Below are 20,786 nucleotides of genomic sequence, written 5' to 3'. Positions count from 1 at the left end.
TAGTTATCGATTAGAGATAGTGATATTATATGGGAAGAAATATAATAAAATCAAATATCATGTTACACATTATGTTATGAAATATTACATAAATAGTTTTGTGGGATTCTCTTATCAACAATTTTCAACCAAATAGTGTCCACCCGCTTTATTTTTAAGGGCTTAAAAAAATTATAAAAAAATAGGCTTGTCATAATTCTTGACAAGCCTACTCTATAAATAATTTTATAAACCACATCTAAGTTGAGCGTTACAATTAGTACAAGTGTTACATCCTCCGATATCTTCAACAATTCCTTTACGGCAGATGGGACAGGTATCTCCAATCTCAGAACCGTAACTCACATCATCAGTATGACCGCTTTGTGCGATATGATCTTTCTCCGCAAGATCGACTAATTGCTTAAGTTCATCTGGTTCTTCGACAACTCTAATTTCTTGGTCTTCCATATCAAAAAGTGCAATATTCTGTTCAAGATCGTTTTCTTCGGCTTTGAGGGTAAGAACTTGTGAATCACGGGAACCATCGACATAGACCGTACCCCCTTTGGCCCCCCCACTATATAAACGTTCATATATTTTCTCAACTTGTTGGACAGTATAACCTTTCGGTGCGTTTACGGTTTTAGAAATAGAACTATCTACCCATCTTTGAATGGTCGTCTGCACATCGACATGTTCTTCTGGTTCTAACTCCATTGCTGAAACAAAAATATTAGGCAAATTATCAGTATCTGTTCCAGGGTGTTGTTCTAAATATTCTTGAACAATGGAAGCATTTACTTCAATAAATTTACCAAGACGTCCTGAACGGTAATATTTGAATGCAAAATAAGGCTCTAATCCTGTAGCAACCCCAACCATTGTCCCTGTTGATCCAGTTGGAGCAACGGTCAATAAATGGGAATTACGAATACCATGATCTAACACTCCTTGGCGAATGTGTTCGGGCATTTTTTGCATATAGCCGGTGTTAATAAAGTTTTCACGAAGCTGTTGAGTCTCTTCTTCAGAACGCCCCATTAAGAATGGGAAGCTTCCTTTCTCTTTGGCCAATTCAATAGATGTCTCATAGGCAGTGATGGCAATGGTTTCAAAGATTTTATCAATCACTTTATTGCCAGCAGGCGATCCGTAGCGATGGTTAGTATATATGAGTAAGTCTGCTAGTCCCATTACCCCTAATCCGATTCGTCTTTCACCAAGAGCTTGAACTCGGTTAGCCTCTAAGAAATATGGAGTAGCATCGATAACGTTGTCTTGCATTCTGACTCCCACTCGAACCGTTTCTTTTAGTTGTTCATAATTGACAGTTTGTTTGTCTTTATTGGCCATATTTGCTAAGTTAATGGCTGCTAGGTTACATACTGAGTAAGGAGCAAGAGGCTGTTCCCCACATGGATTAGTGGCGACAACTTTTTGTCCATATGCCTTAGCGTTTGTGTCATCATTCGCATTGTCAATGAAGAAGATACCTGGTTCAGCAGAATAAGTGGCACAAATATTAATGAGCTTCCAAAGCTCTCTAGCAGGAATGGTTCGATAGGTTCGAACGCCATAGCCCATCTTTTCCCATTCTCGGACATCTCCCACTTCAGGCCACTGAGTATTATAAGCATCCATTTCTTCTGGAGTGTAATTTTCAACATCAGGGAATTGTAATGCCCAATCTGATTGGTTTTCTACGGCTTCCATAAAGTCTGAGGTGATCGTAACAGAAATATTAGCCCCTGTCAGGAAGTTTTCATTATGAACTTCATAGGTTCCGCCATCACGAAGAATCGATTTGCTATTGGCAATAATATCTGGGTTGAAACCGCCTAATTCAGGTTCATTGTGATGCGAATAAATTTGCTCATGCATTAATTGCTCATTAGTAGTGAGCGGAATAAATTTTAACTTTTCTTCTGCTAATTGTTGAATTTGTTCATCTTTTGTTTGTTCGATTAAGTAGCGAAGAATGCGTGGATTTTGCATTTTAGAGATGATAAATTCAATAATATCTGGATGCCAATCAGCCAACATAATCATTTGAGCGCCTCGACGTGAGCCGCCTTGTTCCACTAAATGAGTTAACTGTGCAATATCATTTAGCCATGAAACTGAGCCCGATGATTTCCCGTTGACCCCACGAGCCAGTGTGTTACGAGGTCGCAAGGTAGAACCGTTTGTTCCAACTCCTCCTCCACGAGACATAATTTCCATTACTTCTTTTCGATGTTCGGCAATTCCTTCACGTGAGTCGGGAACGAAGGGCATGACGTAACAGTTAAAATAAGTCACATCGGTTTGTGAACCTGCTCCGTATAAAACGCGACCCGCTGGGACAAAATTCATTTGTGATAATTGCTGATAAAAAGCATCGAATGCTTCTTTAGCTTTTTTTGGCTCTGCTTCAATCTCTGATAATCCAGTCGCATTTCGATGTGCTATTTGTTCATAATAAATTTCAAGCGGCTTATCTAGGCTATCAATGGAACGTATCACTAAGCCTGTTTCCTGTTCTTCTTTATCTTCAAGAGGGCCACGGTAGGCTTCTTCTAAATGAATCAAGGCTTGTTTATTTTCCCAGTCTAATTTTTGAACGATTCCAATGCCTCTAGCGGGATAGGAAGGATCAGCTTTTACTGTTAAGACGACTAGATCTCCTTCTTTGAGTGTTTTTTTAGCATTATCTTTGAAAGAATAGCGGTCCAACATTACCATTCGTGAAACACCTTCGTGCGTAATATGCATATCATCTGTAATGGGTGTTACTTGAGGGAAAAGTTTAATTGCTTCATTGAGTTGTGATTGGTTCCATTCAATAATTTCTGATGGTTTTGTTTTGATTTCCACTGTTTATTCAGCCCTCTCGATAATTTTCTTATATAAGTTGTAATAACTAGAAGGTTACTACATATAGATTCCGGGTTTATCGGAAACACAACATATTGTGCCTATAATAGTTTACCCTAGTAAGTATACTTTGTCTAGAAGAAAAAAACAAATGAAATTATTGATGAAATTATTGATTAAGATAAATAATTAATTAGGACAAGTTTTAATAGCGATACAAAGTTAAAATACTTTTCAAAGGTGAGAAATTTGTGTATAATGGTCAAAGAAAGTCAATGTTAATTGATTGCTGGTTGGAAAAGGAGGGGTTGACTTGGCACACCGCAATATGTCCGATATAATTGAAGCTTATTTAAAGGAATTTTTAAAGGATTCTAAACACATAGAGATTAAACGCAGTGATATTGCTGATCATTTTGATTGTGTACCATCCCAGATTAATTATGTGATTAATACGCGATTTACTCAAGAACATGGATATCAGGTAGAGAGTAAACGGGGTGGAGGAGGTTATATTAGAATATTAAAAATTCAATTGACTTCCGAGGCGGATCAAATTGATCAAATGCTAGAATTGATAGGGGATCAACTTTCTTATCGTAATGGTGTAAATATCATTGAAACTTTAATTGAACAACAAATCATTACTAAAAGAGAAGGTCGTTTGATTCTTTCTGTGATTGAAAAATCAGTTTTACATACTATTTCAAATCAGGATCAAGTTGCACGAGCTATGCTCTTAAAGACTTTCCTTCATCAATTAAAGTATGAACTTAGAAGTAGTATATAGAGATATTTAATAGAGGTGAAATATATGTTTGAAGAATTATTTACAGATAGCGCAAGACAAGCAATGGTGTATGCAGCTGAACATGCTTATTTTTTACGTCATCAAGCGGTGGGAACAGAGCATGTGTTATTAGGATTAGCAAGAGAGGAACAAGGAATCGCAGGTAAAGTACTCCGTGACCATGGAGCGGAGTATCAGCCTCTTTTAAATGAATTAGAAATGATTCATGGAAAAGCTGTGCAAGCCCGTACAGAAGGAGAAGTCGTCATTCCGTATTCTCCAAGGGCTAAGAAAGTTATTATGAATGCTTCAAGTGATGCGAAGCGATTGGGTGCTTCTAAAGTAGGAACAGAGCATTTATTATTGGGCTTATTAAAAGAAGAAATTCTTGCAACCGTTCTTTTGAAAAATTTAGGGATTAATTTGGGTGAGCTACGAAAAGCAATTTTCGAAGAAATTGGTGTGAGTCAGCAAAGACGTTCTGATAATCAGAGTCGACGTGGCAATCGTCAGCGAAATCAAAAGAATAGTCAGTCTGCTACTCCAACATTAGATTCAGTATCACGCGATCTAACCCTTTTAGCAAAAGAAGATAAACTCGATCCTGTTATTGGACGCGAAGACGAAATTCGTCGAATGATTCAAATTATTTCTCGACGCACCAAAAACAACCCTGTTTTAGTTGGAGAACCGGGTGTGGGGAAAACCGCTATCGCTGAAGGTTTAGCCCAAGCGATGGTTTCTGGGGAAGTCCCATCTGATATTGCAGTTAAAAGATTAATGATGTTGGATACTGCTGCATTAGTAGCAGGAACTAAGTATCGTGGTGAATTTGAAGAGCGAATGAAGAAAATTATCGAGGAAATCGCTCAAGATGGGAAAGTTATTTTATTTATTGATGAACTGCATACCTTAATTGGAGCGGGTGGAGCAGAAGGTGCTATTGATGCTGCTAATATTCTAAAGCCCGCATTGGCACGAGGAGAAATCCAAACGATTGGTGCCACCACTTTTGATGAATATCAGAAGCATATTGAAAAGGATACTGCACTTGAACGTCGATTCTCTAAAATTATTGTAGAAGAACCTTCATTGGCCGAATCAATAAAAATTATCCATGGATTGAGACCGAAATATGAATCGCACCATCAGGTGAAGATTTCTGATGATGCGATTGAAGCATCGGTAAAATTAAGTTCACGGTATTTAACAGAAAGGAAATTACCTGACAAGGCTGTAGATTTAATTGATGAGGCGGCTGCGAAAGTTCGAATTGAAGTGAGTAAAAAATCGAATACCATTGCCGAGTTTGAAATAAAATTAAAAGAGCTAATTCAACGTAAAGAGCAAGCGATTTTAGATCGCAATTTTGAAATGGCTGCTGATTTAAGAAAAGAAGAACAAGAACTTGAAGGAATGATACAGAAAGCTGTCAATACTGAAAAAAATAATCCTGATGAAACAAATGCTGATTTTCCTTCAGTAACGGCTGACCATGTTGCAGAAGTCACAGCTTTAGCAACAGGAATTCCAATTTATCAAATGAATGTAGCGGAAGCTAATCGATTAGTTCATTTAGAGGCAGAATTACATGAACGGGTGATTGGGCAAGATGAGGCTGTTAGCTCAGTAGCTCGGGCCATTCGTCGAGCTAGATCAGGACTTAAATCCCCCCAAAGACCCATTGGTTCCTTTTTATTCCTTGGGCCGACAGGTGTAGGAAAAACTGAGCTAGCTAAAACTTTGGCTAATTCAATGTTTGGTTCGGAGGATAATATGGTGCGAGTCGATATGTCTGAGTATATGGAGAAACATTCCGTATCGCGTTTAGTGGGATCTCCTCCAGGTTATGTAGGGTATGATGAATCGGGTCAATTGACAGAAAGAGTCCGTCAGAAACCCTATTCTGTTATTTTGTTAGATGAAATTGAAAAGGCACATCCAGATGTCTTTAACATCTTGTTACAGGTATTTGATGATGGTCATTTGACTGACGGAAAGGGACGGACAGTTGACTTTAGAAATACGATCATCATTATGACTTCTAATATTGGAGCAACAGCTCTTAGAGATGAGAAATCAGTTGGATTTGGAGCAGTGGATTATTCCGATGATTTCGATGCGATGAGGAAACGAATTCTTGCAGAACTGAAGCAAGCTTTTCGTCCAGAATTCTTGAATCGTATTGATGAAACCATTGTATTCCATCCTCTATCTAAAGAACAAATCCGTGAAATCGTTAAATTACATACTGCAGATATTGTGAAGCGTTTAGGGGACATGGAAGTAGAAGCACGAGTGACAGATACTGCGGTTGATATTATTGCAGATGCAGGTTTTGATCCAGAGTATGGTGCGAGACCGATTCGTCGGGCTATTCAAAAACAGATTGAAGATGAACTCAGTGAAATGTTACTAAATGGGGACATTGAATTGGGAGATCAGATTACGATTGGTGGACGTGCAGGAGCGATCAATATTAATAACCGTTCCAAATAGAAATAAAAGACTCCTCTAATAAAAGAGGAGTCTTTTTCTTAGAAAACCGTATCGATACCTTTTATTTTATTGACATGTTATAATTAAATTATGGAAAATGGTATCAAGATACGTTAAAGAGGAGGCGTTTTTCCATGAGAAAAAATAGAGGGATTAGTATAGGAGCTATTATTATTGGAAGTGCAGCTTTAGCGACAGTGGTTGGGGTTGCTCTATATGCATACTTAGATGAAGATACTCGTCACCATGTTCAAGGTGTTGTTAATAGAGAGAAAGTAAAAGCTTATGTACGTCATCAATTAAATGGATCCGATAAATTAGTTTCAATGGTTGATGAATTATCTGATAATGAAGTCAACACATTAGTAGGATTAGCTAATAAAACTAATGAAGCTGGTAATCGTATGAGCGATGGTTTTAATGAAATAATTAAAAGAGCTAAAGAAGTTGCTAACAATGCGAGTGATAAAGTTCAGGATTTAATGGATAATTAGAAAAATTGACTTATAATATAGGGCAGGAACTTGTTTCCTGCTTTTTATTATGGAGTTAAGGTGGACGTATGAAGGGGACAGATATGAATCAAATTAGTAAAAGTAGCTGTTCATTGCATGTAAAATGGATGCAAGAAGCGATTCGAGAAGCTAGAAAAGCTGAGAGCTTAGGGGAAGTGCCTATTGGAGCGGTAATTGTTAAAGACGAGAAAGTCATCGCAAGAGGCTTTAATGTGAGAGAAAGCCAGAAACAGGCGACTGGTCATGCTGAAATTCAGGCGATTCTTCAAGCAAATCAGCATGAACAGGCATGGAGACTAACAGGAGCGACACTTTATGTCACTCTTGAGCCTTGTCCAATGTGTGCAGGCGCTATTATTATGTCACGAATCGATAAAGTAGTTTTTGGGGCAAAAGATCCTAAGGGGGGCTGCGTTGGATCACTTATGAATCTGTTATCGGATGATCGGTTTAATCACCAACCAGAAGTTATAACTGGGATTTTAGAAGAAGAATGTAGTCAATTAATGATTAATTTTTTCAAAAAATTGCGACAAAGAAAGAAAGCAGGTTATTCGATTAAGCAGGAATGATGAACAGATTTCTTGTAAATTGACTATTTATCCACAGATCGTGTGATTTTTTAAAAAATAAGTGGATAAGTTAGCTCTTTCTTTACAAAATATTCCATTAGTGGTATGATAACTATAAGGCAATGATGGAGTCACGAACCGAGTCAGGACCGGAAGGTAGCAGCTATAAGTGACGAAGTCATGTGCCGTATTTTTTTAAGAAAAGTCTTATCGGAAATGTTAAGGCTATTTTTTTTGAATGGGAGTGCTAGAAATGACACAATTGATTGCGCATCGTGGGTATTCTGGTTTGTTCCCTGAAAATACCATGTTGGCTTTTAAAGAGGCAGCTAAATACCCTATTAAAGGCATTGAGTTGGATGTTCATTTAACAAAAGATAATCAAATAGTGATTATCCATGATGAGTCGATTGATCGTACTTCTAATGGTAAGGGGTATGTTAAGGATATGACTTTGGAAGAGTTGCGTCAGTTTGATTATTATGTAAATTTTCCTGAGACTCAAAAGGAACATCAAATTGATATTCAATTACCAACTTTAAGAGAATTCTTCGAATGGTTTGTAGACCAAACAATAATGGTAAATATTGAACTTAAAACAAATATTTTCCGGTATGAAGGAATTAATCAGGAAGTTTTAAAACTTATTAAAGAATTTTCTATAGCGGATAGAATTTTGATTTCTTCTTTTAATCATCACAGTGTGAGAGACTTTATGGAGATGGCTGAGAATTTACCCATTGAATACGGTTTTTTAACAGCATCAGGACAATTAGAGCCGGGCAAGTACTGTAAAAAATATGGAGTTACAAACTATCATCCAGCATTTGTAACTTTGGATCCAGAAGATATTCTAGATTGCAAGCAAACAGGAGTTCAAATCAATACTTATACAGTAAATGACGAAGCACATATTAAATTCCTAATTGAAGCAGGTATTGATTCTATCATTACTAATTATATCGAAAGAGCTCTGGAACAAATGAAATAAAAAAAAGCCCTTGTAGTGATCACTACAAGGGCTTTTTTTAATAGCCAGCTTTTTTTGGATGCTTATCAATAATAGCTTGATTATTTTTGAGAGCTTCTTCTCCTTTTGAGGTAAGGATGTAGCCTCTTTGGTCAAACTTTAGCTCCAACTCTTCTTCTGTATATATTTCTCTAACAGCTTCAATGAGTTCTTCCTTCTTCATTTTTGAGAAGCCTTTTATATTTGTTTCTTTTAAAAACTGTTTAAGGATGGGGCTGGTTACATAAATGAGAGATTCTTTAGGGGTTAAGATCCGAACATAACCTTCTTCAACTAGCCAATCGATATCGTGACCATCAATTCCATAATCATATTCAAAATATTTAGTAATCGAATGTCCAACCGTATAGTTTCCATGACTAACACGCCATAAAAGAATGATGTGGCCTGGAAGTAGACCTTCTTTTGTTCTAATCATATTACGTTTAGGAACAATTTTCTCAGTTGATAATTGAACCCCTTCTAACCATTTTTCTATATTTCTGTCAGGAGAAATATAAGGAAATTCTTCATGATCACGATAAAGGTGTTGAACTGCTTGAATTACGTCGTTTGAGGCCTTTAATTGGTTGGGATGTTGTGATTTCATTGTAACCTCCTTAGTTGTGGGTCTATTATATCACGAAAAAAATATAGGAAATAGAAAAAAGTATCTCTTTTAAGAGATACTTTTTACCCCACAGATCCTTCCATTTCGTATGCGATTAGTCGATTGAGCTCGACCGCATATTCAAGAGGGAGTTCTTTGGCAAAAGGCTCAACAAATCCCATAATAATAAGTTCTGTGGCCTTCTCTTCACTAATGCCTCGGCTCATGAGATAAAAGAGCTGTTCTTCAGAAATTCTTGAAACCTTGGCTTCGTGCTCAAGGGAAATATTGGCATTGTGGACTTCATTAAAAGGAATGGTATCTGATTTAGATCGCTCATCCATGATAATGGTATCACACTCTACGTGGGATTTTGCTCCATCAGCTTGTGGGCCAAAATAGAGTTGTCCCATATAATCGACATTTCCGCCATCTTTGGCGATGGATTTTGATACGATAGTCGATGAGGTATCTGGGGCATTGTGAAAAATTTTTGCTCCTGAATGTTGATGTTGTCCTTCTCCTGCAAAGGCAATAGATAGAACGGTTCCACGTGCTCCTCTTCCGTTCAGAATACATGAAGGATATTTCATCGTTTTATAGGAACCGAGGTTACCATCTACCCACTCTAAAGTCCCGCCTTCTTCAACTGTACCCCTTTGAGTGACAAGGTTATAAACATTATGAGACCAATTTTGGATGGTTGTATAACGGCAGGTTGCATTTTTCTTCACTACAATTTCGACTACACCGGTATGCATACTGGTAGTAGAGTAGGTTGGGGCAGTGCAACCTTCGACATAATGGACACTGGCGCCTTCATCTACAATGATCAGCGTTCTTTCGAATTGAGCAACATTTGCATTATTGAGACGGAAATAAGCTTGTAAAGGCATATCGACCTTTACTCCTTTAGGGATGTAGATAAAACTTCCACCAGACCAACAGGCTGAATTTAATGCGGTTTGAAAATTCTCTCCCGGCTTAATAACAGAAGCGAAATGCTCTCTTAAGAGTTCAGGATATTCTTGAACAGCAGTATCAGTATCGGTGAAAATGATCCCTAATTGGTCCACTTGATCTTTCATGCGAGAATAGACAGTTTCCGATTCATATTGAACGCTTGTTCCTGCTAAGAAGGCACGTTCAGCTTCGGGGACTCCTAAACGATCAAAAGTTTCTTTAATTTTATCAGGAACTTCTTCCCAAGTTCTTACCGGTTGATCACTGGCCCGTAAATAATAGATATAATCATCAAAGTTGACTTCGGATAGGTCCACTCCCCATTTTGCGATTGGTTTTTGTTTGAAGATTTCATACGCTTTTAAGCGGAAATCTAACATCCATTGGGGTTCGTTTTTTTCTTTGGAAATAGTTCTCACGACATCTTCATTTAATCCTTTTCCGGTTGAAAATAAAATTTTGGCATCATCACGAAAGCCATATTCATATTCTCCAACAATAGGTACTTCTGACATCTTTTACCCTTCCTTTCTAGTGATCCCATCTTCTTCTAGAGCTTGGGTATCTTCCTTTTGTGTGAGACCGTACTCTACGGCTCGCCATGATAGAATAGCGCATTTATAGCGGGCTGGAAATTTTTTAACACCAGCTAAAATAGAAGCGTCTTTAAGCATACGTCTTAGAGTATCTTCATTAATTGTATGATCCTGAGGTTGAGTTCCTCCAACTAATTGATTAAAAGCTTGAACTAATTGAATGGCTTCCTCAATTGATTTACCCATCATCAAATCGGTCATCATGCTGGCTGAAGCGATAGAAATCGTGCAGCCAATTCCTTCAAAGGCGATATCTTGAATGGTATTTTCTTTTACTAGCATTTCGACCGTAATAGCGTCTCCACATGTGGGATTTAATAGTTCCATCTGATGGGTAGCATTTTCTAGACGGCCACGGTGGTGAGGATTAGCGGAATGATCAAGGACGACTGCTCTGTATAGTTGATCTAGATGATTAAGGGCCATAAGTGAAAAACTCCTTTATTTCTTGTGTGGCTTGAATGAAGCGATTGACCTCATCACTTGTGTTGTAGACCATTAAACTTGCTCTTAGGGTAGCAGGAACTTTTAAAAGTCGCATTAATGGTTGAGCGCAATGATGTCCTGCTCTCAGAGCAATTCCTAGTTGATCGTACGCGGTTGCCGCATCATGAGGATGGATATCTCCGATATTGAAGGAGATAATGCCGTGTTTAGCCATTGATTCAGGGGTGTAAATATTAATTCCTTTGATTGATTTTAAGCCCGCATATAATTGTCGTCCTAATTGCGCTTCATGTTTTTGAATATTAGTGAAGCCAATCGTTTGCATCCACTCGATTGCTGCTTCAAGTCCGACAATTTGTGCGATTGCTTGAGTTCCTGCTTCAAATTTCCAAGGAGCAGATTTATAACTCGACTGATCATCTTCGACTTGGTGGATCATTTCTCCACCAAACTGGGTAGGCTGAGCTTCGCGAAGATGTTTGGGATGAAGATAAGTAACACCTAATCCCATTGGTCCGTATAGTTTATGACTAGAAAAAGCATAGGCATCCACTTCCCATTTTGATAATTCTAATTTTAGATGGGGAGCTGCTTGAGCGCCGTCAAGAATAACTAAAATATTTCTGTCATGAGCCCATTGGATAAGATCTTGAATGGGCTGTTCAACTCCGAGTACATTAGAAATATGGTGAGTAACCAGCGCTTTAATGGGAGCTTTCTGATAGTGAGATTCTAATAAATTTAAATCAATTTGGAAGTCACTGTTCAAGTCTAAAAAGACAAGTTGACTTTTAGTGCGCTGACATACTTCTTGCCAAGGAACTAGATTTGAATGGTGTTCTAAGCGTGTGATTAGAATCGAATCATTAGCCTCTAAACGAGGTTCAATCAGTGACTTAGCAATATGGTTAAGGCTTGCGGTGGTTCCTGAACTAAAAGAGATAGCTCTATCATCTTCGACGCCAATAAAGTTGGCAATTGTCTCTCTCGCCTGTTCAAAGACATTAGTGGACCTTTGACCTAAGCTATGAACACCACGATGGACATTAGCATTATCATTTTGGTAATGATAGAGGATTCGGTCGAGAACCCTCATTGGAGTTTGAGAAGTAGCAGCATTATCAAAGTAGATAAGGGGTTCATTGTTGACGGTTTGATTGAGAATGGGAAAGTCTTTACGAATATTTTCTACACAATCATTAGTCATTTTTTGTCATCCTTAATGTCATTAATTTTTCATCAACAGCCTCTAGTAATATGTCACGTGCTTTTGCGTTTTTGAGTTGGTTCACTGCTTGCATTAAGAAACCTCGAATTACTAAATATTCTGCTTCTGAACGGTGAATACCGCGACTCATTAAATACCAGAGTTGATTTTCATCTACTTTCGCAACCGAGGCAGCGTGCCCTGCAGTTACTTCGAATTCGTCTATTAGAAGAATAGGGTTGGCATCGCCTCTCGCATGGTCAGAAAGCATAATTAAACGATTTTCTTGTTGCGCATCTGCTTGTTTGGCATGCTTAGCGATTCTGCCGATCCCGTTCATAGTGAGGGTACCATGGTCTAATGTAGCTCCGTGTTGATTAATATGCCCCATTGAGTGTGGGCCTTTATTGTGAATTTTGGAGTCTAAAATTTGTTTAGTTTGTCCATCAACAATGGCAAGAACGGATAAATTGGCATGAGACGCTTGCCCTTCTAATTGATTATCAATATCGGTTATGGTCCATGTGTTATTAAAAGAACCGATGGACCATAATATAGAACTATTGGTTCCGACTTGGCTATGACGACGAATATAAGATGCCGCTTGCCCTTGTAATTGGTCAAGTGCAATATAGTGTAAATGGGCGTTCTCTTCTAGAATAATTTCAACTGTAAAAGTTTTATTGCTTTTATCTTGGCTAGCGTTTAGTTTTTCTAAATAGTTTAAATGGGTATTTTTACCTAAAACTAATAAAAGGTATTGATGAGGAGCTGTGCTAAAATCATAGTTAATTTCAACTAAATCACTGACCTGACAGTTGTCAGGAACATAGATAAATGTTCCTCGGTTAAGATGAGCTAGATTGTGAGCGCTAATTTTATCTTTATTAGCTGGAATCGCCTTAAAAAGATAACGATTAAATAGGTCGAAATATTCAGTTGTGGCTTCTGACCAATTACAAACAACTATTTCATCTGGCCCCGTTAAGGTAGGGGGATCTGTTTGGTAGGGTATATCGATTAGAGAATGACTAAATAAATCCCAGTCTCTTAAGTTAGCTCTCTCAATTTTAGGGAGTGCGAGTTTTGGAAACAATTCTGATGCTTGTGTTAAATTATGATTTAAATTTTCAGCACTTTCAAAATGGACTGTCTGCAAGTTATTCACCTACTCTTCTATTAATTCGATGCCATTCTCTTGAGCAATTTCCTTGTAGCCCTTAGCCTCTAGTTCAAGAGCCAGCTGTGAGTCTCCTGATTTTACAACTCTTCCATCCATCATGATATGAACAAAATCAGGAACAACATAATTTAATAAACGTTGATAATGAGTGATAATTAAGGCACCAAATTTTGGTCCTCTTAAGGAATTAATTCCTTTAGAGACAACTTGGAGAGCATCAATATCTAAACCAGAATCTATTTCATCTAGCAGAGCAAATTTTGGTTCAATCATAAGCATTTGAAGAATTTCATTCCGTTTCTTTTCTCCGCCTGAGAAACCTTCATTTACGTAGCGTTCTGCCATGGAAGGTGGCATGTCGAGTAATGCCATTTTTTCATCAAGTTTTTCTAAGAAATCAAAGATTGATATTTGATTCTCTGTGTCTCTTTGGGCGTTCATTGCAGTTCTCATTAGGGTTGTATTCGAAACTCCAGAAATTTCACTTGGATATTGCACAGCCATGAAAAGTCCTTTTCTTGCTCTTTCATCAACTTCTAGTTCAAGAATATTCATCCCATCTAGAAGGACTTGACCTTGAGTGACCTCATATGCTGGGTTACCCATAATAGCTTGTGAAAGGGTAGACTTTCCAGTTCCGTTTGGTCCCATGATAGCATGTACTTCGTTTGTGTTGAGAGTGAGGTTTACACCTTTCAGTATCTCTTTATCTTCAATTGAAACATGTAAATCAATTATTTCTAACTTAGACATAAGACAACTCCTTTATTAGCGTTTTCACTAAAATCCATTCTAACATAAAGCTTCACAATAATAGATAGATTATTTAGAATTATTATGAATAATTTACTTTATGCTTTGTAACAAATTCCCGGTCTAAAAATTAGAGAAAGCGGATGAGAGCATTCGCAAATACTGGTTTATTTCGCTATAATAAACATACAGATTAGAGGAGGCGAAGGAAGAATGAGTTATCAAGCCCTATACCGCGTGTGGCGACCGCAATCTTTTGATGAGTTAGTTGGCCAAGACATGATTGCTCATACATTGCGTAATGCTATTCAATATAAACAATTGAGTCATGCATATCTATTTGCAGGACCACGAGGAACAGGGAAGACTTCTGCAGCAAAAATTTTAGCCAAAGCGGTTAATTGCCCATATGCTGATGATGGTAATCCTTGCAATGAATGTGAGATATGTCGTGGAATTACAGCAGGGGAAATTAGTGATGTGATCGAAATTGACGCTGCCTCCAATAATGGTGTCGATGAAATTCGAGATTTGAGAGATAAAGTAAGGTATGCACCGACACTCGCTTCTAACAAAGTCTATATTATCGACGAGGTACATATGCTGACGACCGGAGCGTTTAATGCGCTTTTGAAAACATTAGAAGAGCCACCAGAACATGTCGTTTTTATCTTAGCTACTACTGAACCTCATAAAATTCCAGCTACTATTCTGTCTAGGACTCAGAGGTTTGATTTTCAACGGATTTCAGATCAAAATTTAATTAATAGAATGAAGTATATTTTGGAACATGACCAGATCGCATATAGTAGTGAAGCGTTGGCTATTTTAGCTAGAGCGGCGAATGGAGGTATGCGCGATAGTTTAAGCTTGTTAGATCAAAGCCTTTCGCTTAATAACCAAGAAGTTTCGGTTGAGGTTGCTTTGCAAGTATCAGGTTCTTTTGCTCAACAGGTCTATGTTGAGTATATTTTAGCCCTTTACCAAGAAAATGTGGCAGAAGCACTTGATTTGCTTGAGCAACAATTGATGCAAGGGAAACAGGCTCATCGCTTTATAGAAGAATTGATTTTGTTTGCACGAGATGTTTTATTAAGCTTATTTTCAAGTGAGAATCTCACTTTATTGACAGATCAAGAAATTCAACCGCTAAGAGAGACCGTTCCTCCGGAATTTTATTATCAGTTAATTGAAGGTTTGAATCAAGCGCAAGGACAGATGAGACTGTCTGTTCAGCCAGAGGTTTATCTAGAAGTTATGACTGTTCAATTGGCCCAAGGGAAAATCTTTAATGGTCAAGCAAAACAAACCGACATGGGATCAGAGCTCAGTGAGGTTCCGGATAAAATTCGGGAGTTAGAAGAGCAAATAGCGGCTTTAAATCAAAGAGTTGAAGGGCAGAAAAAGTTAATTGATGATTTAATGCAACGTTTTGATGAAGCGAAAAGTACAAAGGAACAATTGACCATTACAGGAAAACAAAATCCAGAGCCAAAGGTACTAAATCCAAGGGAAAAGCCTATTTTTGCTCAAAAAGAGTACTTAATAGATTTGCATGATATTTATCATGTTTTGAATCGTGCGACGCGGGAACATTTGAGGAAACTCCGGGAAGCATGGCCGTCTATTTTAGCTGATTTAACACCTCAACAGCGAGTTAAATTAAAGGAGACCTCACCAATCGCTGCAGGTGAAAATTGTGCTTTGATTTCATTTGAGGGGCAAGAATTTTGTGCATTAGTTCAACATGATAGTCTTTTGGTTAAGCAACTTAATAACATAGCGAGTAAATATTTAAATGAGAACAGTCAACTTTGTTTTGTGGCGACTGAGGATTGGCCAGGAATCAGACGAAATTATAAAATACTATTTGATCAAAATGGAGGTAAACCAGTTGATTTGCCTGCTAAGCTTTCTCAATCTGGCGAATCCGATTTAGAAAATAAAAATCCAATAGCTAATCAAGAGGATGAGAATCATAAATTTGATCACATAAAGAGTGAAGAAGATCAATTTTCGAATGCTGACAATGATTTTCAACAGGAAGTAGCGGTTGAAAATAAAGAACAATTAAGTCAATCGACTGTAGAAATTGATGGAGAGACTGAATCAACGGCTTCATTACTTTTTAAGCGGAGTCAAGAGCAGTTTTCTAGTGAGGAACAGGAACCATCCGAATTCACTCCGGTTGAAGGTCAAACGAATTTTTTTGATGTTGAAGTGGAGGAAGATGGAAGTGAGGTACAGAGTGTGAGTCCTGTTGTTCAAAAAGCCATTGAATTATTTGGTAGTGAGAACATTAATATATACGAAAAGTAAGGAGAATGAGGATGCGCGGAATGGGAAATATGCAAAATATGATGAAACAGATGCAAAAAGTTCAGAAAGATATGGAAAAGGCTCAAACGGAATTAGATAAAACGGTCTATACGGTTGAAGACTCTAATCAATTGGTTAAAGTCGTTATTAATGGAAAAAAACAGATACAAGAGATAGAAATTCAAGAAGAACTGATTGATCCGGAAGATATTGAAATGCTTCAGGATCTGTTGTTGGCAACAGTTAATGAAGCGATTCAAAAAGTAGAGTTAGCAAGCCAAGAAACGATGGGTCGTTTTACACAAGGTTTAAATTTACCATTTTAATTAAGAAAGTAGGAACGTTACGTGGATTATCCTGCTCCAATTGCAAAGTTAATCAATAGTTTTACTAAGTTACCAGGGATTGGCAGCAAAACAGCTGCAAGGCTAGCTTTTCATGTGTTAGAAATGCCGGAGATGGAAGTTTCACAATTTGCTCAAGCCTTGATTCAAGTAAAAAGAGATCTTACTTATTGTAGTATTTGTGGGAATATCACGGATACTGATCCTTGTATCATTTGTTCAGACCAATCTCGAGACACATCCATCATATTAGTTGTTGAAGATACACGAGACGTGATGTCTATGGAAAGAATGCAAGAGTATCGTGGCCTTTACCATGTTCTACAAGGTGTTTTATCCCCAATGGAAGGAAGAGGCCCTGAAGAGCTCAACATTGCACAACTAATTAAACGATTACAAGATGAAGAAGTAAAGGAAGTTATTATTGCAACTAATGCTACCGCAGAAGGAGAGGCAACGGCTGTTTATTTATCTCGGTTGATTAAACCTGCTGGCATAAAAGTTACTCGATTAGCACATGGGTTATCTGTTGGAAGTGACATCGAGTATGCAGATGAAATGACTTTATTTAGGGCGATTGAAGGCCGAAGAGAATTATAGAGGTAAAGGAGAGCCAAATGACAAGGGGAAAGTTTGTTGCCATTGAAGGACCAGATGGTTCAGGTAAATCATCTGTGCTTCAAGCGCTAAGTGGAATATTAAAGAAACATGAAATTGATGTGGTTTGTACTCGAGAGCCTGGAGGAAGTCCAATTGCTGAGCAGATTCGTAAAGTGATACTAGAAGTGAATAATACGGCAATGGATGTAAGAGCGGAGGCTTTATTATATGCTGCAAGCAGACGACAGCATCTCATGGAAACAATCCTACCGAATGTTCAATGCGGTAGGTTAGTCATTAGTGATCGTTTTGTTCTCTCATCCTTAGCTTATCAGGGAGTCGGGAGAAAAATTGGTTTAGATGAAGTTTGGAGAATCAATCAGTTTGCGATTGAAGACCATATGCCAGATTTAACAATCATTATTGATGTACCAGCGGAAGTGGGCATTCAACGAATTGAGGCGGCCAAAGGAACTAGACAGTATGATCGTCTTGATCGTGAAAGTCTTAGCTTTCATAAAAAGGTCCGAGATACCTACTTAACATTAGCCCAACAAATGGAACAGGTTGTGGTAGTAGATGGTCAACGTTCGATTGAAGAAGTTAGTCAAGAGTGTTACGAAATTATCGCGAAAAGTGGTATGATAAAATTAACATAATGAAGGGGGAAGTCATATGAAGTTACTTGTAGCGATTGTCCAAGATCAAGATCAGCAGGTCTTAGGGAAGGCATTACTAGAAAACGATGTTCGAGCTACTAAGCTTTCATCTACAGGTGGATTTTTGCGTTCCGGAAATACAACTTTTTTATTAGGGGTTGAGGATGAACGAGTTGAGGAAGTACTAGATATTATTAAACGTAGCTCACAGTCTCGAGAACAGTATATTTCGTCACCTATCCATTTAGATATGAATCTAGAAGTTTCTAATACCTACCCATTAAAGATTGAGGTGGGAGGAGCCATTGTTTTTGTTCTACCTATTGAAAGCTTTCATCATTTCTAATCAGTAAAAGTCGAGGTTATGAATGGAAATTAAAGATGCGAAGGTTTATTTTTGGCAATTAATTCAGCAAAAGCAGTTATCACATGCGTATCTATTGACTGGCAAGTCAATAGCTGAAAAGCGTGAGTTGACTCAGTGGATTGTTCAATCTCTTATATGTGAAAAGCCTCATGCAAGTGGTGGGGCTTGTTTAAATTGTATGGACTGTCAACGGGTGGCTCAGGGGCAATTTGCAGATTGGATGACGATTCAACCTGAAGGTAAAACCATTAAAGTTGATCAAATTAGGGATTTGAAAGAGTGGTTGTCGACAAGTCCATTAGAGGCCAGCTTTAAAATAGCGGTAATTGAGCAAGCAGACTTGATGGGGAATGCTGCAGCAAATGCTCTGTTATTATTTTTAGAAGAACCTGCTGAAAATGTTTATATATTTCTATACAGTCAGCAAGCTGACCAACTGCTTCCAACCATTGTTTCAAGGACACAGGAGTTGCTAATAGTAGAGAGCAAAATCGAAGACCAATTGGATGCTTTAGTTCAAAATGGGATTCATCGGCAACATGCTTATCTGATGAAACAAATGGGGAGTGATGATACCTTAGTGGAAGCATATCAAGCTGAGGAATTTGAGCAATGGATTATTTCTTTAAATCATTTTTATGAGTTGATTATAAGTAGAGACCCATATTCCTTTGTCTGGGTTCAACAACAATTAAAAGGTTATTTGTCTTATTGGCAAGCAAGAGCGGGTATAGACTATTTAATTTGGTTAAATAGCTATTTATTACTAGACCGTTATTCATTATCGGAAGATGAAACAAATTTTAGTCCTAAAATGCTTAAAGTATTTGACAAAGTGAAATTAAATTCAACTTCTACTCTCCATCACGAAATTAATAACTTATTATTTGATAGCAAAATTTATTTAAATGCGAATGTTTCTCCACAATTAATATATGAAAAAATAGCTATATGTAGTTGTCGTTGGTAAAAAAATAGAAAGAGAGGTGCTACTATGGCGAACTCTGGCTTGGAAGATTTGCTAAATAAAGTTCAAGAAGAAATGAATCAATTGCGTCAAACTGTAGCACTATTAGTAGATGAAGTGGAACGGTTGACTGCTGAGAATAATCGCTTAAGAATACAACAATATAAGGCAGTAGAACAAATGTCTTTACCGACAGAGAAGCATCAAAAAATCGAAAATACAGCATCAAACAAAGAAGAGGATCATCAACAGGAAGAGCAAAGAATGTCAAGTGGGCAGGCGCGACTTCAAAGTTTCTATAATGAAGGAATTCATATCTGTCATCATTATTTTGGAAGTCAGCGAAACTCACATGAAGAGTGTATATTTTGTCAAGATATTATTGATTCGTTAGGGGATAAGGGCTAGTGAAAGAATCTTATCAAATTCCTAATTTAACTGATGAACAAATCTCCTTAATCAAAGCAGAGGAAAGAGTGGATTATCTTTTTAGAGAGGGTAAATATATCATTCAAAGTTCCTATTTCTTCCCTTTTTCTATTGATGCGATCCTGTTAGCAGATTTTGTTGTTTTCCCAAGAAGAAGAAAATTGAAAATTATTGATTTTTGTTGTGGAGGTGGAATTATCCCTTTACTATTATCAAATCGGACTGATCAGAAAATAGTGGGAATAGAATTTCAGGCTGATATTGTGGATATGGCACAAAGATCAGTAGCATTAAATGGCTTGCAAGAACAGCTGGAAATTATTCAGGGTGATATTAATGATCTGAAGAAGCCAGAACGATTATATGATGTGGTAACATGCAACCCCCCTTTTTTTACTGTGAATGAATCTTTTCAATTACGTGAATTAGATAGTCATGCGATTGCAAGACATGAGATAAAACTGACTCTTAAGCAATGGGTTAGTAAGGCAGCTTTAGTTTTACGAGAAAAAGGAAAACTTTTCATAGTTTATCGTCCTAATCGGTTAGATGATTTGATTGAAACATTAGTAGCTCATCAATTTGCGGTGAATCGTCTTCGCTTTGTTTATCCTAAATCAGACCTGAATGCTAATATGGTTTTGATTGAAGCAATTTATCGTGGAGGCAGACAAGGTGTTAAAGTAGAACCAGGCTTGGTGGTACATCAGGCAGATGGAAGCTATACGGATGTGATGAAAGGAATTTATTTTGGAAATAAACAATAATGTGCATTTCTTTTATGTTGTATATTGTAAAGATCATACCTTATATGCAGGATATACTAATGATTTGACTTCAAGAATCGAAACACATAACCAAGGCAAGGGAGCTAAATACACAAAATTATCTAAGAGAAGGCCCGTGCAATTGATCTATGCAGAGAAATGGATTAGTAAGTCACTAGCGATGTCGGCAGAAGCCCGTTTTAAGCGATTGAAGCGGCGGGAGAAAGAGCAATACTTACGAGATCATGGAATACGAGATTTACAGCAAAAAGAGGTTGTGATATATGATTATATGGATCGAGTGGAGCGCTTAGAGCAAATGTTGACTGGGAATATTAGGAAGGAGAATTAG

General features: G+C 37.6%; 21 protein-coding genes and 1 other RNA gene. 15 read left to right on the top strand and 7 right to left on the bottom strand.

All coding sequences use genetic code 11. From position 1 onward, the window contains the following. Positions 1 to 225 precede the first annotated feature (225 nt). The gene (locus HZY91_RS09745; RefSeq protein WP_328752630.1) at positions 226 to 2,838 is read right to left on the bottom strand and encodes a vitamin B12-dependent ribonucleotide reductase; all 2,613 of its coding nucleotides are present in this window, start codon (positions 2,836 to 2,838) and stop codon (positions 226 to 228) included. Positions 2,839 to 3,151: 313 nt separating this feature from the next. On the opposite strand from HZY91_RS09745, the gene HZY91_RS09740 reads away from it, so the two are divergent. From HZY91_RS09740 to HZY91_RS09715, 6 genes are all read left to right on the top strand, one after another. After that, positions 3,152 to 3,628 carry a CtsR family transcriptional regulator gene (locus tag HZY91_RS09740; RefSeq protein WP_328752627.1) on the top strand — a complete coding sequence of 159 codons (477 nt, stop codon included), beginning with the start codon at positions 3,152 to 3,154 and terminating at the stop codon, positions 3,626 to 3,628. A 24-nt stretch (positions 3,629 to 3,652) separates the two neighbouring features. Then, on the top strand, positions 3,653 to 6,127 hold the full coding sequence (locus tag HZY91_RS09735; protein ID WP_197116070.1) for an ATP-dependent Clp protease ATP-binding subunit: 2,475 nt from the start codon (positions 3,653 to 3,655) through the stop codon (positions 6,125 to 6,127). Positions 6,128 to 6,261: 134 nt separating this feature from the next. Next, entirely contained in the window at positions 6,262 to 6,621 is a 360-nt protein-coding gene (locus tag HZY91_RS09730) for a hypothetical protein (protein WP_192951350.1), read from the top strand. Positions 6,622 to 6,689: 68 nt separating this feature from the next. Beyond that, complete coding sequence (gene tadA, locus HZY91_RS09725) at positions 6,690 to 7,214, top strand: tRNA adenosine(34) deaminase TadA (protein ID WP_438940310.1); 525 nt, start codon at positions 6,690 to 6,692, stop codon at positions 7,212 to 7,214. 106 nt (positions 7,215 to 7,320) lie between these two features. Beyond that, an RNA gene (gene ffs, locus HZY91_RS09720) (signal recognition particle sRNA small type) lies at positions 7,321 to 7,418 on the top strand. Positions 7,419 to 7,467: 49 nt separating this feature from the next. After that, positions 7,468 to 8,205 carry a glycerophosphodiester phosphodiesterase gene (locus HZY91_RS09715; protein ID WP_197116068.1) on the top strand — a complete coding sequence of 246 codons (738 nt, stop codon included), beginning with the start codon at positions 7,468 to 7,470 and terminating at the stop codon, positions 8,203 to 8,205. A 37-nt stretch (positions 8,206 to 8,242) separates the two neighbouring features. On the opposite strand, the gene HZY91_RS09710 is transcribed toward HZY91_RS09715, so the two are convergent. From HZY91_RS09710 to sufC, 6 genes are all read right to left on the bottom strand, one after another. Continuing rightward, on the bottom strand, positions 8,243 to 8,833 hold the full coding sequence (locus HZY91_RS09710; RefSeq protein ID WP_218957787.1) for a hypothetical protein: 591 nt from the start codon (positions 8,831 to 8,833) through the stop codon (positions 8,243 to 8,245). 83 nt (positions 8,834 to 8,916) lie between these two features. Beyond that, the gene (sufB, locus tag HZY91_RS09705) at positions 8,917 to 10,311 is read right to left on the bottom strand and encodes a Fe-S cluster assembly protein SufB (RefSeq protein ID WP_197116067.1); all 1,395 of its coding nucleotides are present in this window, start codon (positions 10,309 to 10,311) and stop codon (positions 8,917 to 8,919) included. A gap of 3 nt (positions 10,312 to 10,314) precedes the next feature. Then, positions 10,315 to 10,818, bottom strand: coding sequence for a Fe-S cluster assembly sulfur transfer protein SufU (sufU, locus tag HZY91_RS09700; RefSeq protein WP_197116066.1), 504 nt, complete (start codon positions 10,816 to 10,818; stop codon positions 10,315 to 10,317). Further along, the gene (locus tag HZY91_RS09695) at positions 10,808 to 12,046 is read right to left on the bottom strand and encodes an aminotransferase class V-fold PLP-dependent enzyme (protein WP_197116065.1); all 1,239 of its coding nucleotides are present in this window, start codon (positions 12,044 to 12,046) and stop codon (positions 10,808 to 10,810) included. The genes sufU and HZY91_RS09695 overlap by 11 nt, the downstream gene beginning before the upstream one ends. Further along, positions 12,039 to 13,205, bottom strand: coding sequence for a SufB/SufD family protein (locus HZY91_RS09690; protein WP_235991565.1), 1,167 nt, complete (start codon positions 13,203 to 13,205; stop codon positions 12,039 to 12,041). Before HZY91_RS09690 ends, HZY91_RS09695 begins: the two co-directional genes overlap by 8 nt. 9 nt (positions 13,206 to 13,214) lie before the next feature. Beyond that, entirely contained in the window at positions 13,215 to 13,982 is a 768-nt protein-coding gene (gene sufC, locus HZY91_RS09685) for a Fe-S cluster assembly ATPase SufC (RefSeq protein WP_197116064.1), read from the bottom strand. 213 nt (positions 13,983 to 14,195) lie between these two features. Between sufC and dnaX the strand changes: the two genes are divergently transcribed. The 9 genes from dnaX to HZY91_RS09640 are packed head-to-tail and all read left to right on the top strand — an operon-like array spanning position 14,196 to position 20,786. Then, positions 14,196 to 16,301 carry a DNA polymerase III subunit gamma/tau gene (gene dnaX, locus HZY91_RS09680; RefSeq protein WP_197116063.1) on the top strand — a complete coding sequence of 702 codons (2,106 nt, stop codon included), beginning with the start codon at positions 14,196 to 14,198 and terminating at the stop codon, positions 16,299 to 16,301. Between the two features lie 11 nt (positions 16,302 to 16,312). Beyond that, on the top strand, positions 16,313 to 16,627 hold the full coding sequence (locus HZY91_RS09675; protein ID WP_438940311.1) for a YbaB/EbfC family nucleoid-associated protein: 315 nt from the start codon (positions 16,313 to 16,315) through the stop codon (positions 16,625 to 16,627). A 21-nt stretch (positions 16,628 to 16,648) separates the two neighbouring features. Further along, positions 16,649 to 17,245 carry a recombination mediator RecR gene (recR, locus tag HZY91_RS09670; RefSeq protein WP_197116061.1) on the top strand — a complete coding sequence of 199 codons (597 nt, stop codon included), beginning with the start codon at positions 16,649 to 16,651 and terminating at the stop codon, positions 17,243 to 17,245. Positions 17,246 to 17,262: 17 nt separating this feature from the next. After that, on the top strand, positions 17,263 to 17,904 hold the full coding sequence (gene tmk / locus HZY91_RS09665) for a dTMP kinase (protein WP_197116060.1): 642 nt from the start codon (positions 17,263 to 17,265) through the stop codon (positions 17,902 to 17,904). 16 nt (positions 17,905 to 17,920) lie between these two features. After that, complete coding sequence (darA, locus tag HZY91_RS09660; protein WP_197116059.1) at positions 17,921 to 18,250, top strand: cyclic di-AMP receptor DarA; 330 nt, start codon at positions 17,921 to 17,923, stop codon at positions 18,248 to 18,250. Between the two features lie 22 nt (positions 18,251 to 18,272). After that, positions 18,273 to 19,241 carry a DNA polymerase III subunit delta' gene (locus HZY91_RS09655; RefSeq protein WP_197116058.1) on the top strand — a complete coding sequence of 323 codons (969 nt, stop codon included), beginning with the start codon at positions 18,273 to 18,275 and terminating at the stop codon, positions 19,239 to 19,241. A gap of 24 nt (positions 19,242 to 19,265) precedes the next feature. Next, the gene (locus tag HZY91_RS09650; RefSeq protein WP_197116057.1) at positions 19,266 to 19,646 is read left to right on the top strand and encodes an initiation control protein YabA; all 381 of its coding nucleotides are present in this window, start codon (positions 19,266 to 19,268) and stop codon (positions 19,644 to 19,646) included. Further along, on the top strand, positions 19,646 to 20,434 hold the full coding sequence (locus HZY91_RS09645) for a tRNA1(Val) (adenine(37)-N6)-methyltransferase (RefSeq protein WP_197116056.1): 789 nt from the start codon (positions 19,646 to 19,648) through the stop codon (positions 20,432 to 20,434). The genes HZY91_RS09650 and HZY91_RS09645 overlap by 1 nt, the downstream gene beginning before the upstream one ends. Then, positions 20,415 to 20,786 carry a GIY-YIG nuclease family protein gene (locus tag HZY91_RS09640; RefSeq protein ID WP_197116174.1) on the top strand — a complete coding sequence of 124 codons (372 nt, stop codon included), beginning with the start codon at positions 20,415 to 20,417 and terminating at the stop codon, positions 20,784 to 20,786. Before HZY91_RS09645 ends, HZY91_RS09640 begins: the two co-directional genes overlap by 20 nt.

This window comes from Facklamia lactis, from assembly GCF_015863205.1.
In the GTDB taxonomy this organism is placed as follows: domain Bacteria; phylum Bacillota; class Bacilli; order Lactobacillales; family Aerococcaceae; genus Facklamia; species Facklamia lactis.
The sequence above is the reverse complement of the archived record's forward strand: the minus strand, read 5'-3'. Positions and strand labels throughout refer to the sequence as shown.

What these genes read in the sequence shown, in the direction of transcription:
- sufU (WP_197116066.1), bottom strand. Translation starts at nt 10,818, where the DNA reads ATGGCCCTTAATCATCTAGATCAACTATACAGAGCAGTCGTCCTTGAT.
- sufC (WP_197116064.1), bottom strand. Translation starts at nt 13,982, where the DNA reads ATGTCTAAGTTAGAAATAATTGATTTACATGTTTCAATTGAAGATAAA.
- HZY91_RS09710 (WP_218957787.1), bottom strand. Translation starts at nt 8,833, where the DNA reads ATGAAATCACAACATCCCAACCAATTAAAGGCCTCAAACGACGTAATT.
- darA (WP_197116059.1), top strand. Translation starts at nt 17,921, where the DNA reads ATGAAGTTACTTGTAGCGATTGTCCAAGATCAAGATCAGCAGGTCTTA.
- HZY91_RS09730 (WP_192951350.1), top strand. Translation starts at nt 6,262, where the DNA reads ATGAGAAAAAATAGAGGGATTAGTATAGGAGCTATTATTATTGGAAGT.
- HZY91_RS09650 (WP_197116057.1), top strand. Translation starts at nt 19,266, where the DNA reads ATGGCGAACTCTGGCTTGGAAGATTTGCTAAATAAAGTTCAAGAAGAA.
- HZY91_RS09715 (WP_197116068.1), top strand. Translation starts at nt 7,468, where the DNA reads ATGACACAATTGATTGCGCATCGTGGGTATTCTGGTTTGTTCCCTGAA.
- sufB (WP_197116067.1), bottom strand. Translation starts at nt 10,311, where the DNA reads ATGTCAGAAGTACCTATTGTTGGAGAATATGAATATGGCTTTCGTGAT.
- HZY91_RS09675 (WP_438940311.1), top strand. Translation starts at nt 16,313, where the DNA reads ATGCGCGGAATGGGAAATATGCAAAATATGATGAAACAGATGCAAAAA.
- HZY91_RS09655 (WP_197116058.1), top strand. Translation starts at nt 18,273, where the DNA reads ATGGAAATTAAAGATGCGAAGGTTTATTTTTGGCAATTAATTCAGCAA.
- dnaX (WP_197116063.1), top strand. Translation starts at nt 14,196, where the DNA reads ATGAGTTATCAAGCCCTATACCGCGTGTGGCGACCGCAATCTTTTGAT.
- tmk (WP_197116060.1), top strand. Translation starts at nt 17,263, where the DNA reads ATGACAAGGGGAAAGTTTGTTGCCATTGAAGGACCAGATGGTTCAGGT.
- tadA (WP_438940310.1), top strand. Translation starts at nt 6,690, where the DNA reads ATGAAGGGGACAGATATGAATCAAATTAGTAAAAGTAGCTGTTCATTG.
- HZY91_RS09695 (WP_197116065.1), bottom strand. Translation starts at nt 12,046, where the DNA reads ATGACTAATGATTGTGTAGAAAATATTCGTAAAGACTTTCCCATTCTC.
- HZY91_RS09735 (WP_197116070.1), top strand. Translation starts at nt 3,653, where the DNA reads ATGTTTGAAGAATTATTTACAGATAGCGCAAGACAAGCAATGGTGTAT.